This window comes from Nocardia sp. Marseille-Q1738, from assembly GCF_965283145.1.
In genome coordinates this window covers 375,350-392,500 of the sequence record NZ_CBDIMS010000001.1, presented here as the reverse complement: position 1 = coordinate 392,500, position 17,151 = coordinate 375,350, and the positions used below count along the sequence as shown (strand labels likewise).

General features: G+C 65.0%; 12 protein-coding genes. 4 read left to right on the top strand and 8 right to left on the bottom strand.

Annotation, left to right across the window (positions count from 1 at the left end):
• The first annotated feature begins 154 nt into the window (after nt 1–154).
• Together ACWPXK_RS01855 and rpoB are read left to right on the top strand one after the other, a co-directional pair.
• Nucleotides 155–1,390 carry a phthiocerol/phthiodiolone dimycocerosyl transferase family protein gene (locus tag ACWPXK_RS01855; RefSeq protein ID WP_454194261.1) on the top strand — a complete coding sequence of 412 codons (1,236 nt, stop codon included), beginning with the start codon at nt 155–157 and terminating at the stop codon, nt 1,388–1,390.
• 600 nt (nt 1,391–1,990) lie between these two features.
• On the top strand, nt 1,991–5,431 hold the full coding sequence (gene rpoB / locus ACWPXK_RS01850; RefSeq protein ID WP_454195403.1) for a DNA-directed RNA polymerase subunit beta: 3,441 nt from the start codon (nt 1,991–1,993) through the stop codon (nt 5,429–5,431).
• A gap of 88 nt (nt 5,432–5,519) precedes the next feature.
• Here the strand turns inward: rpoB and ACWPXK_RS01845 are convergent, their stop codons facing one another.
• The 5 genes from ACWPXK_RS01845 to rpsF form a co-directional block, all read right to left on the bottom strand.
• Nucleotides 5,520–9,305: a replicative DNA helicase gene (locus ACWPXK_RS01845; protein WP_454195402.1), complete on the bottom strand. Its 3,786-nt coding sequence runs from the start codon at nt 9,303–9,305 to the stop codon at nt 5,520–5,522.
• A 701-nt stretch (nt 9,306–10,006) separates the two neighbouring features.
• Nucleotides 10,007–10,459 (bottom strand): 50S ribosomal protein L9, encoded by a 453-nt coding sequence (rplI, locus tag ACWPXK_RS01840; RefSeq protein ID WP_454194260.1) that lies wholly within the window; start codon nt 10,457–10,459, stop codon nt 10,007–10,009.
• A gap of 17 nt (nt 10,460–10,476) precedes the next feature.
• Nucleotides 10,477–10,728, bottom strand: coding sequence for a 30S ribosomal protein S18 (rpsR, locus tag ACWPXK_RS01835; protein ID WP_364320701.1), 252 nt, complete (start codon nt 10,726–10,728; stop codon nt 10,477–10,479).
• A 57-nt stretch (nt 10,729–10,785) separates the two neighbouring features.
• A complete protein-coding gene (locus tag ACWPXK_RS01830; RefSeq protein WP_454194259.1) occupies nt 10,786–11,322 on the bottom strand; it encodes a single-stranded DNA-binding protein in 537 nt (178 codons plus the stop codon).
• Between the two features lie 89 nt (nt 11,323–11,411).
• A complete protein-coding gene (gene rpsF / locus ACWPXK_RS01825) occupies nt 11,412–11,699 on the bottom strand; it encodes a 30S ribosomal protein S6 (RefSeq protein ID WP_454194258.1) in 288 nt (95 codons plus the stop codon).
• Between the two features lie 146 nt (nt 11,700–11,845).
• Between rpsF and ACWPXK_RS01820 the strand changes: the two genes are divergently transcribed.
• On the top strand, nt 11,846–13,231 hold the full coding sequence (locus ACWPXK_RS01820; RefSeq protein WP_454194257.1) for a hypothetical protein: 1,386 nt from the start codon (nt 11,846–11,848) through the stop codon (nt 13,229–13,231).
• A gap of 8 nt (nt 13,232–13,239) precedes the next feature.
• Here ACWPXK_RS01820 and ACWPXK_RS01815 read toward each other — a convergent pair whose 3' ends face one another.
• From ACWPXK_RS01815 to ACWPXK_RS01805, 3 genes are all read right to left on the bottom strand, one after another.
• On the bottom strand, nt 13,240–13,863 hold the full coding sequence (locus ACWPXK_RS01815; RefSeq protein ID WP_454194256.1) for a TerD family protein: 624 nt from the start codon (nt 13,861–13,863) through the stop codon (nt 13,240–13,242).
• Nucleotides 13,864–13,954: 91 nt separating this feature from the next.
• A complete protein-coding gene (locus tag ACWPXK_RS01810; protein ID WP_454194255.1) occupies nt 13,955–15,052 on the bottom strand; it encodes a DUF475 domain-containing protein in 1,098 nt (365 codons plus the stop codon).
• 162 nt (nt 15,053–15,214) lie between these two features.
• Entirely contained in the window at nt 15,215–15,790 is a 576-nt protein-coding gene (locus ACWPXK_RS01805) for a TerD family protein (protein WP_364320715.1), read from the bottom strand.
• Nucleotides 15,791–15,935: 145 nt separating this feature from the next.
• On the opposite strand from ACWPXK_RS01805, the gene ACWPXK_RS01800 reads away from it, so the two are divergent.
• Nucleotides 15,936–17,150 carry a hypothetical protein gene (locus ACWPXK_RS01800; RefSeq protein ID WP_454194254.1) on the top strand — a complete coding sequence of 405 codons (1,215 nt, stop codon included), beginning with the start codon at nt 15,936–15,938 and terminating at the stop codon, nt 17,148–17,150.
• The last annotated feature ends 1 nt before the right edge of the window (nt 17,151 follow it).

Genomic DNA, 17,151 nt, shown 5'->3' with positions numbered 1-17,151 from the left:
CTTAAACAGATGATCCGATCATCCGACAGATCCAGTTCCCGGTCGTGACAAGGCCGGTTCCCGCTGGGCCCACTGTCCCCTTCGCACGATTTTCCCGAATGGTCGGCGCGGGCAACGGTGTTCGAGCTAGTCTCGCCGGGAGCGAAGGGAATGCATGATCGTGGTCGACGTGATCCGCCGGCTGGCCCCGAGCGAAGAGATGTTCGCCGCGGGCGAGGTCTTCATCGGTTATTCGGCGCGGGTATCGGGCCCATTGGACCTGACGGCTTTGACGGCCGCGTTCGAGGCCGTCGCCCGCGCGCATCCGATCCTGCGCGCCCGCATCGAGGTGGCCGATGGGGGCGGGCATGCGTTCGCTGTCTCGAATGCCACCCCCGAGATCTTCGTCGCCGACGCGGATCCCGAAAACCCGCTTACCGGCGCGAAATTCGATCAGCGCGTGAGCGTGTGTGCCTTGTGCGTGGTGCGCGCCGGCGATACCGCCAGCGTGACGCTCATGATCCACCACAGCATCGCCGACGCCTATCACGCTTTCGCCGTGGTGGACGCGCTGTGGGCCGGGTACCGGGACGCGGCCGCCGGGCGCCCGCTCGACCTGCCGGTGCACACGTTTCCCGAGCCGGTGGAGCAGCTGCTCGCGGCGCGGGGCATCGAGAAGATGGCGCTGCCCGGAGGGCCACCCGCGGGCGAATCGACCGCCCCGCCGCCGGTTTCGCCGCCGCGCGAGGACGAGTACCCCGTGCTGCGCACGACCCGTTGCCGGCTCACCCGAGACGAGACCGCGGCGCTGGTCGAACTCGGCCATCGCGAGAACGTCACGGTGCACGGCTTGGTGTCGGCGGCGCTGCTGCGGACCGAGGCCCAGATTCGCGAACTACCCCTGACGGGACTGCTCTACCTGTACTCGGTCGACCTACGATCCAGGGTAAGTCCCGAAATCGACGCCACCGGGGGGACGAACGTCCTCGGCTTCGCCAATTACCTGTCCCCCGAAGCCGACGTGACACTGGTCGACCTGGCCCGTGGCATCAGCGAAGCCCTGCACGCGGGCTTGTCCGCGGGCATCGTGCAACGGACCCCCTTGAACATCCCTGACATGGCCGCCGCGCCCCCTCCGGCGCTCCCCGGCGTGGTGATCGCGACCAACTGGGGCACCATCCCACAGCTGCCGGAGCAGGACGCCCTGCGCATCGACGACTTCCACTCCACCATGCTCGCGAAACCGGATCTGACCGGCCGCCGCCCCCAACAACCAGGCGGCGGCACCTGCGTCATCAGCACCTTCGCCGGGCGCCTGAGCGTGGAAATCCACCACCCGCCGGAATTCATCGACCTCCAACGCCACCGCATCGAAGTGTTGGAGCGCAACCTCCGGTCCGCACTCGCCTGAGGCGTTCCAAGGGCGCACGCCACCATGCGGCGCCCGTTCGCTCCCCATCCCGCTCTCGACTGCTGTTGCTTCGGGCGACGCGCCGCCGAGGGTTGCGAGCCGTCGCATCCTTCGGCATGCCCCGCGATCACCTCGCCGAACGCCGCCGGAATGGGCGCTGTCTCTGTCGATGGTCGCGGGTGGCGAGGGCTCTTTTCCCTGCCGGTGTGAATGCGTTGGCGGATTACCGCTAATAGACTTGACGACCGGCATATCGAGATGTCATTATCACTACGGGAAGGCACAGAAAATTGTGTGCCTGTTTTTTCGCGCCCTCGACATCGGTTGAATTCGGGTGTAATTTGGAGCTTCGCTCCGAGTCGCGTGCTGTCCAACTCTCGAAATACGAAAAGACTGACTGTAGAAAGTGGCAGTGTCCGCGTGTCACTCTCTACGCGTTGTTGTCGAGTCATGTTCGGGCAGCGTCCGGCACGGTGCGTAATGTGAAATACAGCCCACAGACAAGCAGATACCGTGACGACCACGCGAATGCGTGGGCGGCGAGAGGTGCTGGAAGGACGCATCTTGGCAATCTCGAGTCAGAACAAGGTCGGTGCCGGAATGTCGGGGGCGTCGAAGCGGGTCTCGTTCGCCAAACTCCGTGAGCCCCTGGATGTTCCGGAGTTGTTGGAGGTCCAGACCGATTCGTTCGAATGGTTGATCGGTGCGCCCGCCTGGCGCGAACGGGTAGCGGCGCGCGGCGACTCGCTTGCGGGTGGATTGGAGGAGGTGCTCGAGGAGATCAGCCCGATCGAGGACTTCGCCGCGACGATGTCGTTGACGCTCTCCGAGGCCCGTTTCGAGGAGGTCAAGGCCTCGGTCGAGGAATGTAAAGACAAGGACATGACCTATGCGGCGCCGCTGTTCGTCACCGCGGAGTTCATGAACAACAACACCGGTGAGATCAAGAGCCAGACGGTGTTCATGGGTGATTTCCCGATGATGACCGACAAGGGCACGTTCATCATCAACGGCACCGAGCGTGTGGTCGTCTCGCAGCTGGTGCGTTCGCCGGGTGTCTACTTCGACCGTACCGTCGACAAGGGCACGGATAAGGATCTGCACGGTGTGCGCGTCATCCCGTCGCGCGGTGCGTGGCTGGAATTCGACGTGGACAAGCGCGACACCGTCGGCGTGCGCATCGACCGCAAACGCCGTCAACCCGTGACAGTCCTGCTCAAGGCGCTCGGCTGGACCAGTGCGCAGATCACCGAGCGGTTCGGTTTCTCCGAGATCATGATGGCCTCCCTGGAGAAGGACAACACGCCGGGCACCGATGAGGCGCTGCTCGATATTCATCGCAAGCTGCGCCCGGGTGAGCCGCCGACGAAGGAGTCGGCGCAGACCCTGTTGGAGAACCTGTTCTTCAAGGAGAAGCGCTACGACCTGTCGCGCGTCGGCCGGTACAAGATCAACAAGAAACTCGGCGTCCACACCGGCGAAGTCATCGGATCCCGGGTGCTCACCGAGGACGACATCGTCACGATCATCGAGTACCTGATCCGTCTGCACGCGGGCGACAAGACCATGACCGCCCCCGGCGGTGTCGAGGTGCCGGTGGAAGTGGACGACATCGACCACTTCGGCAACCGTCGACTGCGCACTGTCGGCGAGCTGATCCAGAACCAGTTCCGGGTGGGGCTGTCTCGGATGGAGCGCGTGGTCCGCGAGCGGATGACGACGCAGGATATCGAGGCGATCACGCCGCAGACGCTGATGAATATCCGCCCCGTCGTCGCGGGGATCAAAGAGTTCTTCGGAACCTCGCAGATGTCCCAGTTCCTGGATCAGCGGAACCCGCTGGCGAGTCTGACCCAGAAACGACGCCTGTCGGCGCTCGGGCCGGGTGGCCTGACCCGCGAACGCGCCGGTCTCGAAGTCCGGGATGTGCATTACAGCCATTACGGCCGGATGTGCCCGATCGAGACACCCGAAGGTCCGAATATCGGACTGATCGGTTATCTGTCGGTGTACGCGCGCGTCAATCCGTTCGGCTTCATCGAGACGCCGTACCGAAAAGTGATCGACGGCAAGGTAACCGACGAGGTCGACTACCTGTCCGCCGACCAGGAAGACCTGCATGTCGTGGCGCAGGCGAATGAGCCGCTCGATGCCGAGGGACGCTTCGTCGATGCGCGAATCGCGGTGCGTCGCAAGAATTCCGAGGTCGAGCTCGTTGATTCCGCCGAGGTCGATTATATGGATGTGTCGCCGCGTCAGATGGTGTCGGTCGCGACCGCGATGATTCCGTTCCTCGAGCACGACGACGCCAACCGCGCCCTGATGGGCGCGAACATGCAAAAGCAGGCCGTGCCGCTGATCCGTTCCGAAGCGCCGCTGGTCGGCACCGGCATGGAACTGCGTGCCGCGATCGATGCCGGTGATGTGGTGGTGAACGAGAAGTCCGGTGTGGTCGAGGAGGTTTCCGCCGACTACGTCACCGTGATGGCCGACGATGGCACGCGCAAGAGCTACCGGATGCGCAAGTTCAACCGCTCGAACCAGGGCACTTGCTCGAACCAGCGTCCGATCGTGGATGAGGGTCAGCGGGTGGAGGCCGGTCAGGTTCTGGCTGATGGTCCGTGCACCGATAACGGTGAGATGGCGTTGGGTAAGAACCTGCTCGTGGCGATCATGCCGTGGGAGGGTCACAACTACGAGGATGCGATCATCCTGTCGCAGCGGCTGGTGGAAGAGGATGTGCTGACTTCGATTCATATCGAGGAGCACGAGATCGACGCGCGTGACACGAAGCTGGGTGCTGAGGAGATCACTCGGGATATTCCGAATGTCTCCGATGAGGTGCTGGCCGATTTGGATGAGCGTGGCATCGTGCGTATCGGTGCGGAGGTGCGGGACGGCGACATTCTGGTCGGGAAGGTGACTCCGAAGGGTGAGACCGAGCTGACTCCGGAGGAGCGGTTGCTGCGTGCGATCTTCGGTGAGAAGGCGCGTGAGGTGCGTGATACGTCGTTGAAGGTGCCGCACGGTGAGTCCGGCAAGGTGATCGGTATCCGGGTGTTCTCCCGGGAGGACGATGATGATCTGCCGCCGGGTGTGAACGAGTTGGTGCGGGTGTATGTGGCGCAGAAGCGCAAGATCCAGGACGGTGACAAGCTGGCCGGCCGGCACGGCAACAAGGGTGTGATCGGCAAGATCCTGCCGACCGAGGACATGCCGTTCCTGCCCGACGGCACCCCGGTGGACATCATCCTGAACACCCACGGTGTGCCGCGTCGTATGAACATCGGCCAGATCCTGGAAACCCATCTGGGCTGGATCGGCAAGGCCGGCTGGAATATTCAGCTCGCCGACGGAACTCGTCCGGACTGGGCGAAGCGATTGCCCGAGGAGTTGTTGTCGGCGGGCCCGGATACGAATCTCGCGACACCGGTCTTCGACGGTGCCCGCGAGGAAGAACTCGCCGGGTTGCTGGCGTCGACGCTGCCCAACCGCGATGGCGACGTCATAGTGGGGGCTGACGGTAAAGCGACATTATTCGACGGCCGCACCGGCGAACCCTTTCCGTACCCGGTGGCGGTCGGCTACATGTACATCCTGAAGTTGCACCACTTGGTCGACGACAAGATCCACGCGCGCTCGACCGGTCCGTACTCGATGATCACCCAGCAGCCGCTGGGTGGTAAGGCGCAGTTCGGTGGTCAGCGCTTCGGTGAGATGGAGTGCTGGGCCATGCAGGCCTACGGTGCGGCGTACACGCTGCAGGAGCTGCTGACCATCAAGTCCGACGACGTGGTCGGTCGTGTGAAGGTCTACGAGGCGATCGTCAAGGGCGAGAACATTCCGGAGCCGGGCATTCCGGAGTCGTTCAAGGTCTTGCTCAAGGAACTCCAGTCGCTGTGCCTCAACGTCGAGGTCCTCTCCGCTGGCTCCGCCATCGAATTGCACCACGGCGACGACGAGATCGACCGCACCGCCGCCAATCTCGGCATCACACTGTCCCGCAACGAATCCGCCTCAATCGACGACCTCCCCGGCTGATCCGCCTGTCAGAGCTGTCGCGCACCGGATCTTCGGTGCGCGGCGCTCCGAGACATGCGGGTGCGGCTGTCCCGCGGCCACCACCAGCTCAGCCGCGCGCCATATCCACGAATCGCGACAGATGCAGTTGGTGTGCGACGGTAATCGTCGCGGTCGGCCCGTTGCGGTGCTTGCCGAGAATCAGGTCGGCCTCGCCACCACGCGGGTCGTCGCGTTCGAAGGCATCCGGGCGGTGCAAAAGGATGACCATGTCCGCATCTTGTTCGAGGCTGTTATGCGCTGAAATGCCTTGTGCCACAAAATTGTGCGTGCCGGGCACCGTCCCGTCGAAAACGTCTTGTTCGCCGAGACTGGTGATTTCGAGGATCTTGTCCCAGAAAACGTCATTGGTCGCGAACATCTCGATCTCCACGTCGTCCAGCACGGCCGCCACGCGGGCAAGCCGAGATCGGCTCGGCGAGTGCTTCCACATGGTTGATCCGCAGAAACGGGAGCCCATCGCCGCCGAGAATTCGCGGTGCGTCATGTTCTTTGCGGTGAGGAGTGTGCGAACTTTCGACCAGACTTCGCGTGGGACCGTGTCGACGTTCGTATTGCGAGTCATTGGCTCCAACTCGTCGAGGGCCTCTCGCGCCGACCGCCCGCGTGCGCCGTGCACGCCGATGTCGCGCAGGAAGATGGTCTGGTTCTCCGAGCCGTCGATGGTGAGATGCCAGCATTCGCGGTAGCCGGTCTTGTGGACCTTCTTGATTCGGCCGTGCACACCCAGACGAAGCAGAAGCTGGGCTACATCATCGATCAGACGGCGGCTGGTCGACGCATAGTAGACCCGCGCCTGGCGTCCTTTCGCATCCCAGCGCACTGAGCCATCCGTTGCCCAAAGGTGACGCAGGAACAGGGCGACCTGATCATTGGGGAGTGCGAAAATCTGTTGCGGGATGAACTTCTCGTAGCTGCGCAGGCCGAACAGGCCCAGCTCGTCGAGCCATGCGGCAATCGGGTTGCGCTTGCCGTGGGTGAGCCGTTGGGGGGCGCGCAAACGCAGGGTAGTCACGCGCGCGGCCGCGTAGTCATCGCGGACAGCCGTCACACCGAAGTGAGTGGCGGCCTGCGTGACCGCCGCAAGGTTTTCCTCGTCGATGCTGGCGTACCGGATCGGCTGGCGCTTGACGCACGAGCCATCACCGATCATGTGGGCCAGGAGGATCACCTCGGCGTCCGGCATCCGCGTGGTGTGCACCGGCTCGGGGACGAGGCGCGGGGTGGCGAGCCGGTCGCCGACGGCCAACTTCTCCAGAGGAATCCAACCGTCGACGGTTAGGAATGGGTGATTGCCCGTTGCCTCGACCTCGCGCCCGGAGGCGAGCCGGAGGCGGAACACCTCTTTGCGACCGCTGGGGAAGACCTTCACCATCGGCCTGGCGACCATCCGCATCCGTTCGTCGAGAGACCACACCAGTGGCTGCTCGCCGCTGGCCAGAAGCTCACCGAGAGTCGTCTCACCGCCGGTGTCGGCACGCAGGATTCGAGTCGACGCGGGTAGGCAGCCGGATTCGCGCAGGTCGGAGACCATGGGGCGCTTGTCGGTTCGCTGTTCGGGACCTCGGTTGAGCTGGCTGATCGCGACCACGGGGACCTCGAGTTCCTTCGCCAGCAGTTTCAGGTTCCGGGAGAAATCCGAGACTTCCTGCTGGCGGGATTCGACCTTTTTACCCGAGGTCATCAGCTGGAGGTAGTCGACCACGACAAGTTTGAGGTCGTGGCGCTGCTTGAGCCGTCGTGCCTTCGCGCGAATTTCCATCATGGTCAGGTTCGGCGAATCATCCACGAACAGCGGCGCTTCGCTGATTTCACTCATCCGCCGCGCCAGTTTGGTCCAGTCGTCGTCACTCATCCGCCCGGACCGCATATCGCCGAGCTTGATCTTGGCCTCTGCCGACAGCAGCCGCATGACGATCTCGGTGCGGCTCATCTCCAACGAGAAAATAACGCTCGCCAAGCCGTGCTTGATCGAGCAACTGCGCATGAAATCCATTCCGAGCGTGGAATTGTGCGTCGGGACCATCGAGCGACCGGCCAGATACAGATGGTCGGCATTGTCCACTTCGACGCAGCGCACCGGAACGCTGTCGATCCGGCGCACGTCGACGATGAAACGCGAGTTCGATCGGACGGTGCTGCGGCTGGCGCGCCGTTCTTTGTGCAGCATCGCCTTTCGGTGCAGGCCGAATACCTCGTCGTCGGTGGCGAAGGTGATGGTGTACGCGGTGGACGATTCTTCGGACCGACCGCGGACTCGTTTGGTGGAGACGTGGCAGCGGTAGCCGAGGCTGACGATCAGCTCCTGCGCGTCCCGGACGAGTCGTGCATTGGTGGCGCTGAACTGCACCGAGCCACCATGCGTGACGGTGCCGTCGGTGTCCAGCAGGCCCGCCAGGAGTGCACGGCGCTGCTGTTCGGAGGCCCGAAGGTACTCGATAGGGATGTGCTTGTTCCCGAGCACGCCGAGTGCCCGCAGCCGCGCCTGCACACTGCCCACGGTGTTTCGGCATTTTTGGCATAGGCGCAAACCGATCGACCGCTCGCCGCAATTCGGGCAGCGGGGCGCGGGCACCGGAGCCGAATAAAACCGTGCCCTTCCGCCACAGGAGCGCCCGCAGGTGCGGACCTCGCTGGTGAAGGGAACGAATTCCCGTCCACACACTACGCACTCGCGAGCGGCAATCGGATCGTCGGCAGGCAGTCGGAGTTGGTAACGCAGCCGCGCCGACTGCGACGGCACGGCGACGATCCCCTCTGCCTCGACGCGCACGACGATCTCCGGGTCGGCACACGTGAGCTGTGCGGCCGCCGATGTTCCATCGCCGAGCCAGGCGCCTAGCGTGTAGGGCGGCACCGGCAACGTGCGCGCGGGCAGCCGTAGCGCAGCGGTGTTGGTGACCGAGTGATTGAGCCGGCGATCGGCCGTGTCGCATCGCAGCGTGCGCGCGATCTCGGCGGTGGTCCGCACCTGGGCGAAAGTCCGCTTCGACCGCCGGGACGATCTGGTCTCGGTGAGCCACTGGTGCTGTTCGTCCGCGACGAGCACAGAGCCGTCGGAAAACTCGACTTCGTAGCAGGGTCGTCCGGACATGACCTCGGTGGCCGCCACCACACGGGTGGGAAAGCCGTCGGCATCCAGCAATTCGTCGCCGACCTGGATCTCACCCATCGTGGTCCATCCGGTCGGCGTTGGCAGCGGAGTGTCCACCGCCAGGGCTTTGCCGACTCCAGGGCGTGCCGCGACGATGATCATCTGTCCCGGGTGCAGGCCGTTGGTGATTTCGTCGAGTTCGGTGAAGCCGGTGGGGACGCCGAGGGAGATGCCGCCGCGGCTGGCGATGGAGTCAATCTCGTCCATCGTCGGCTGGAGCAGTTCCTCGAGCGGGAGGAAGTCTTCGCTGGTGCGGCGCTCGGTGACCTCGTAGACCTCGGCCTGGGCGCGGTCGACGACCTCGGCGACATCTTGGCCGTCGGCGCCGGCGTAGCCGTACTGCACGATGCGGGTGCCCGCCTCGACCAGGCGGCGCAGAATGGCTTTCTCCGCGACGATTTCGGCGTAATAACCGGCGTTGGCGGCCGTGGGTACGGTCTGGGTGAGCGTGACCAGATACGGCGCGCCGCCGATGCGCTTCAGTTCGCCGCGGCGGTCCAGCCCGGCGGCGACGGTGACCGGGTCGGCGGGTTCGCCACGCCCGTAGAGATCGAGGATCGTGTCGTAGATGGCCTGGTGGGCGGGACGGTAGAAATCGCCGGGGCGGAGCACCTCGACCACATCGGCGATGGCGTCCTTGCTCAGCAGCATGCCGCCGAGCACCGATTGCTCGGCCGCCATATCGTGGGGCGGCTGGCGGCCGAAGTCTTCGCCGGGGGGTTCGGGCGGGAAATCCGTGTGCCCGCGGTCATCGGTGGCTGTCACCTGACTCGACCGTCCTCTCTACCCCACGACCGGGTTCCACCCTGTTGACTCGTTCTACCCCCGGGCACCGACATGTTCGACACCGCCGCTGACCAGGGGTCCAGCTATCGCTGCGGCACCCGCCCGTGCACGCCGTTCGGGCAGGGCGGGACACGGCGATGCGAAGAACCTAGGCGACCCGGAGGTCGCCCACCAAACCGGACTGTGCACACAGCTGTGGATAACTTGGGGAGAGTTCACCTAACGATGTGCACCCCCTGTGTACAACTTGGGGAAAACCCAGGTGAGCGCGGTTGAACACGCAGATAGATAGTGATTTCCGCATTTCGCGCCGTGTGGATTAATGAAGTTACGGCGTGTCGGCCAAGTTGAACAGCCGGGCGTGTTGGGTTAACAGCACGTGAGGTGAATATGACTTGAATCACAGCATGGACGGTCGGTTGCGCCGGTAATCCACAGGCTCGAAAAACCGATGCCCCACCGCAGGGTTATGAGCTGCCCAAATGCCCCGAATGACGCTGCGGTCTATCGGCAAACAATTAGCTATTTATCGACCGCGGTATAGTCAGGACCACTCCCGTGTCGCCACGGGAGTGGTCCTCGATGGGATGCCCGTATCAGGCAGCCGTGACCGTCAGGTCGAACTTCGCCACCACATCCGGGTGCAGGTGCACCACGACGACGTGCTTGCCGGTCGTCTTGATGTGTGCCTTCGGCAGTTCGATGCTGCGCTTGTCGATGACGGGACCACCCGCCGTCTTGATCGCGGCAGCGACGTCCGACTGAGTCACCGAGCCGAACAGCTTGCCGGTGCCGGCGGTCTTCACGGTCAGCGAGACCGACTCCAGGCCCTCCAGGGCCTGCTTCAGCTCGTTGGCGTGGTCCAGGTTGCGGACCCGGCGGGCTTCCTGCGCCCGGCGGATACCCTGGACCTGCTTCTCCGCGCCACGGGTGGCCACGATCGCCAGGCCGCGCGGCAGCAGGTAGTTGCGGCCGTAACCGTCCTTGACCTCAACGGTGTCGCCGGGGCCACCGAGGTTGTCCACATCTGCAGTCAGAATCAACTTCATTTGCGTGCCTCCCTTTCTCAGCGAGCCGTCGACACGTAAGGCAGCAGAGCGACCTCACGCGAGTTCTTGACCGCAACCGCGACATCGCGCTGGTGCTGCACGCAGTTGCCGGTGACGCGGCGGGCGCGGATCTTGCCGCGGTCGCTGACGTACTTGCGCAGCAACGCCGTGTCCTTGTAATCGATCGAGACAGTTCCGGTCTTGCTCTCCTTGCAGAACGAGCAAGCCTTCTTCTTGAGCACCTTTTCGCGCGCGGGCGCTTTAGGCATGGTCTTTTACTCCGTAATCATTGATGGCCCGAGTCGAGCGGGCCGATGTGGCCGTTCTCAGAACGGCGGTTCGTCATCCATGCGGCCGCCGCCCCCGAAGGAGCCGGCCGCGGGCGCACTGCCCCAAGGGTCGTCCTCGGCACCGCCGGAACGCCCACCGCCACCACCGGAGGAGGCATAGCTGCCACCGCCGCCGGAGCCGCCCCCGAAGCCGCCGCCCCCGCCGCCGCGGCTGGTCTTGTTGACCTTCGCGGTGGCGTAGCGCAGCGAGGGGCCGACCTCATCGACTTCGAGCTCGACGACCGTGCGCTTCTCGCCCTCGCGGGTTTCGTAGGAGCGCTGCTTGAGCCGTCCGCTCACGATGACACGGGAACCTCTGGTCAGGCTTTCGGCGACATTCTCCGCGGCTTCGCGCCAGATATTGCAGCGCAGGAACAGCGCTTCGCCGTCTTTCCATTCGTTCGAATTACGGTCGAACACCCGGGGGGTCGACGCGACGGTGAAATTCGCCACCGCCTGTCCCGCCGGCGTGAATCGAAGCTCCGGGTCGGCCGTCAGATTTCCGATGACGGTGATGACCGTGTCGCCTGCCATTGTGGTTCCTCCTGCTCGGTGTGCAGTCCGCGTCTCGCTGTTGCGCTAGAGCCTAGGCACAGGCTCCGACGCAAACGAGGGTTGCCGGACTACTTGTCGTGGCGCAGAACCTTGGTGCGCAGCACCGACTCGTTGAGACCGAGCTGCCGGTCGAGTTCGCTCACGGTGGCGGGCTCGGCGGTCAGGTCGACCACGGCGTAGATGCCCTCGGCGTGCTTGGCGATCTCGTAGGCGAGCCGGCGGCGGCCCCAGATGTCGACCTTGTCGATCTTGCCGCCCTCGGTGCGAACGACACTGAGCATGTTGTCCAGCGACGGACCAACAGTGCGCTCGTCCAGGCTCGGCTCGAGGATGACCATCACTTCGTAATGACGCACGGACCAATCACCTCCTGTGGACTAGGAAACGGCCACGGACGGTCCGTGGCAGGAGGGTCGTTGCGTCAGCAACCCGAACAGGCTACCTGAGCGGTATTCGCCGGGGTTCACCGGCATGGTCCGGCGGGGCCGCTTAGGGTGGTGTCATGCCGACCGGACTCGCCGCCCGCGACCTGCCCGCAGGCCGCGTGCGGCGCCCTGCGGCGCTGGCAGCGGTGGTAGTGCTGCTGTGCGGCCTCACGCTCGCCTTGGCGTATGCGAACAAGGCGCGCTGTGCGGGGGAACCGTTCGACGGGGATGGTCGCAGCACGGTCTTCGACGTCATCAAGGATTCGGACGTCTGCTACTCGGATATCCAATTCCTTTGGCTCGGCAGGGATATCAACGAGCACGTCTTTCCCTACGTGCACGGCGGCATCACCGACGACGGCGCGCTGGTCGGCGGAGCAGTGGAGTATCCGGTGCTCAGCGGCGCGCTGATGTGGCTCGGTGCGGTCGGCGCGGACAACGATGCGGAGTTCCTGCGCTACTCAGCCCTGCTGCTCGCGCCCTTCGCGCTGCTCACCGCGTGGATGTTGGCCCGATTGGCCGGGGGCGCCGCTCTGCTGTGGGCGGTCGGTCCCCCGCTGGTGCTCTATGCCTTCCACAACTGGGAACTCCCCGTGGTGTGCATGGCTGTAGCGGCCGTCTACGTGGTGGCGGCGCTGACCCGCTTTTCCTTGCGCACCAGGGGAATGGCGGCAGCCGTGTTACTCGGGCTCGGGTTCTGCCTCAAGCTGTATCCGGGGATCTTCGTGCTGCCGCTGGTGGTATATGTGCTGACCGGGGGCGTGGAACGCGACGCCGATGAGGGCGATCGTGGCGTGGACGTCCGCGGTGCGCTGCTCACCGCGGCCGCCGCTATCGCAACCGTCGTCGCGGTCAACCTGCCGTTCGCGTTGACGGGTTACGAGGGCTGGCGAGCGTCGATCACGTTCCAGCAGCTGCGTCAGGCCGACATCACCACGAATTCCATCTGGTACTGGGGGCTTCGGCCGATGTTCGGTCCGGACGCGCACAGCGAGGCGGCGTTCCAGCAGGTGGTTACCGTCGCCTCCCCCGCGCTGGTGCTCGTGGCGTTCGCGCTGGCCATGTGGCTCGGCTGGAAGCGGTACCTGAGGACCGGCGTGTTCGGATGGGTCGGCGTGAGCGGTGCGATGCTGTGTGGATTCCTGCTGTTTCACAAGGTGCATTCGCCGCAGTACACCTTGTGGCTGGTGCCGTTCCTGGTGCTGCTCGAGGTGCCGTGGTGGCTGATCGGCGGCTACCTCGTCGCCGACGCGGCCATCGGGATCGGGGTGTTCCGCTACTTCTACTCGATGGGGTCGGGCACCTCGGTCGAGCTGATGCAGAACATCGTCCAATTCGGGGTCTGGGGACGCGCGAGCCTGCTGGTGGTGTTGTTCTTCGTGTTCCTGTGGGCGCTGCCGCGCGGGTACCGATCGGTGTCGCCGTCGGCGCCGCGGTCCCGTGATCTAGTTCCGGTTTCCTAGGATCCGCCCTACTTGCGCGCGCTGTGCCACTGCATGCCCCAGTGGTAGGCCTGGTCGATCTCGCGCTGGGCGCCGTTGACGTAGTGCACCTCCCGGTGCACGGTGATCCCGGCGCCCTGGTTCTGCAACAGGGCGATGGCACACGAGCGGGCACCGTCCACTGGAGAGTCGAGCCGGACCTCGATCTGCGGACCTGCCGTCGGGTAGAGGGTCACCACGCCATCGGCGGCGGCCCAGTTGGGCACGCCCTCGTAGATGAAGGCGAAGATCAGGATGCGCCGGAACAGCTCGGGCCTGGCGAGGTTGATGTGCATGTTCTCGCCGCTCGCGGCCGAACCGCTGCGATCGTCGCCGTCGAGTTTGATGTAGGGCTCGACGTCCAGAGCGCCGAAGTTGTGACCGATCGCCTGCACGACACCTTTGGCGCCGTTGGACAGTTCGTAGAGGCAGCCGAGGTCCAGATCGACCGGCTTGGAGCGGCGGAAGAATCCCTTGGGACCGCTCGACCAGTTCAGGTTCACCCGCATGGTGCCCTGCTGTTCGCCCGGCTTGGTCAGGTTGATGCTCGGTGTCGCCTTCGACAGGGTCACCTTGGACAGGTTGACGCCGCCGGGGTTGCCTTCGATCACCATGGCGCTCCCCCTCTGTGCAAACGAGAGCGGCAGCGGCCATCCCTGGGGACGGGGCCGCTGCCGCAATGGGTCTTCGGCTGCATGCCGGGAATCAGCCTACCGGCGTGGGTTCCCGTTCGCTGTCCAGTTCTTCCTCGTCCGAGCGGCGGTTGCGGAGGATGCTGGTGACGAATGCCGCGCCGATGAACGCGACGCCGATCAAACCGGTGACGAGCTCGTTGATGTGCACGCCGATCGAGACGAGCAGGATCACCGCCAGCGCGCCGATCGCCCAGTGCGCGCCGTGCTCCAGGTAGACGTATTCCGCCAGCGTGCCCTTGCGCACCAGGTACACCGTGATCGAGCGGACGAACATGGCGCCGATCAGGCCGAGGCCAAGCGCGATGATGATCGGGTCGGAGGTGATGGCGAACGCGCCGATCACGCCGTCGAAGGAGAACGACGCGTCGAGTACCTCCAGGTAGAGGAACAGGAAGAAGCCCGCCTTACCGGTGGCCTTGGCCAGCTCGGACGGCCCTCCGATGTGTTCCTCGGTGTGGAACATCGAACCGAGGCCGTCGACCACGATGTAGGTGATCATGCCCAGCAGGCCGGCCGCCAGGACGGTCGAGCGGTGCGCCTCGGCGGAGACGAACTCCGCGGTCAGGATCAGACCGGTGCCCGCGACCACGATGGAGAGCATGTTCAGCTTGCCCGCCCTCGCCAGCGGCCGCTCCAGCCAGCCGAGCCAGGTGATCTCGCGCTCTTCGAAGATGAAGTTGAGGAACAGCAGCGCCAGGAACATGCCACCGAAGGCCGCGATCTGCGGGTGCGCGTCGGTGAGCAGTTTCTCGTAGCTGGGGCTGCCGTCGGGGAAGGTCAGCGCGTCGTTCGGTGGCGGGTTGAGCGCCAGGTCGAAGGCCTCCACCGGATTCAGCCCGGCCGTGATCCACACGATGGCCAGCGGGAAGACCAGGCGCATGCCGAAGACGGCGATCAGCACGCCGATGGTGAGGAAGATCCGCTGCCAGAACGCGCTCATGCGTTGCAGGACGGTGGCGTTGATCACGGCATTGTCGAACGACAGCGAGACCTCGAGGATGCCGAGGATCGCGGCGAGCGCGAAGGCGGTCGGGCCGCCGTACACGAACGCCACCACGAGCGAGAGCACCGTGACGATGAGGGACATGCCGAATATGCGCAGGACCACGCTGGGACCTTTCCTGAAGTAAAACCGAGTCGGCGAGGGTTGCTACCAGCGTGGCCGCTGGATCGCCGGTTGTCCAACGCTGTTCCCAGGGCACTCCGGCATGCCTGGGTCGCATGACGAGGGGGCCCGTCGCCGGGCCCCCTGCGAACAGCGAAGAATTCTTTAGACGTTCACGCCGTAGTCACGGGCGATGCCGGCCAGGCCGGAGGCGTAGCCCTGGCCGATCGCGCGGAACTTCCACTCCGCACCGTTACGGTACAGCTCGCCGAAGACCATGGCGGTTTCGGTCGACGCGTCCTCGGTGAGGTCGTAGCGGGCGAGTTCCTCGTTGTTGCTGCGGTCCACCACGCGGATGTAGGCGTTGCGGACCTGGCCGAACGACTGCGAGCGGGAGTCGGCGTCGTAGATCGAGACCGGGAAGAAGATGCTCTCGATGGTGGGCGGGGTGTTTGCCAGGTCGACGTTGATGACCTCGTCGTCGCCCTCGCCCTCGCCGGTGCGGTTGTCGCCGACGTGCTCGATCGCGCCTTCCGGGGACTTCAGGTTGTTGAAGAACACGAAGTGCTGGTCGGACAGGACCTTCTTGTCCGCGCCGGTCGCGATGGCGCTCGCGTCGAGGTCGAAGTCGGTGCCGGTGGTAGTCCGCACATCCCACCCGAGGCCGACCGAAACAGCAGTCAGGTTAGGCGCCGCCTTGGTCAGCGAGACATTGCCGCCCTTGGACAAACTGACACCCATGCGGGATTCCCTTTCAATAGTCCGTCATTGGTTCCCAGCATGTCCGAATCGCCGGGTACGCCATACGACAGTAGTAGGTTTCCGCGAACTTGCGTAGGAACCCGCGTAACCCTCGGCGAACAGGAAGATCTCCTACCATCGGGGCGTGGCAGGCCGAAGGCGTGGTTGGTTCCGGTCGTCGGAGAACGACGAATGGATCGAGCACGCCCGCACCGCGTTGGCCTCGGCGTTTCTCGATATGGATCGGCGGCAGAGCGCGGCCGACGCGGCGGTGCACGCGGCCGATCAGGTTTTTCCGGAACGGCGGACGGGCGCGCGCTGGGAGCCGGTGCGCGACAGATGTTATGGCGCGGGGGAGACCTACCTGGCGCTCAGTGAGGAGTTGGACGGCGCGCGGCGGACCGGCACGCCGATACCGCACGGGCAGCAGCGCGTCGATGCCGCGGTGCGGCAGCTGACCGACGCGGCCGGTGCCGTCGACGAGTTCTATCGCGGCAACCGGAGCGGGCTAGAGGAGGCGGTTGCCGTGCTCGGTGCGGTGCCGCAGCTGGTGCGGCAGGTGAAGCTCGCCGCGGCGGCCGTGCGCGGACAGGCCGCCGAATCCGAATTCGCCAATTATCCCTCGGTGCGCGAGCGCACGGCCGCGGTGGATGAGGCGCTGGTCACACTGGAAGCCATCGGCTCCGGCGCACCTGGCGCCGAGCGCGAGGCCGCGAACCGGCTGCAGAGCGCCACCAAGGAGTTGGCGGAAGCATTGGCGCAGGCCCCATCTCGGGCCGCCGCGGCGCGGACCGCGATCACCTCGGTGACCACCCGTCTCGCCGCCGTCCGGACCAGGGCGGAGGGGATCGGCCCCGCGTACTCGTCGCTGCTGCGCGAGTTCAACGCTGCGAGTTCGGCGGATCTGGCTGACAATGAGCGGAAAAGTCGGCGAGCCATCGAGGCCGCGGAGGCGGCTCTGGGCAGGGCGCGTGCGGCAGCGACGGAAAACAACCCGGAGTTTGCACTTGATCTGACCACATCCGCGCGCGGGTTCCTCGCCGAGGCCGAGCAGCAGGTAGATGCCGTCCCCAAGCGGCTCACCTTGCTGCGCGCGATCCGGGCTGACCCGCAAGAACACGCCAAGGCCGTACGATTCCGGCTGCGGGATGCGCAAATGCTCGCGGTGAGCCGCGGGCTGGTCGCCGAATGGGGATCGGTGCTCGACGCGCAGGCGGCACGGATCGACCGAATCAGCGAAACACTGTCGGGGCGTCACCCCGACTACTGGGCCTATGTGGCGGAATTGGATGCCGTCACCGAATTCATAGCCGGGATAGTGGATCGAATGAGAAAACAAGCAGGACCACGACGAGAATGAG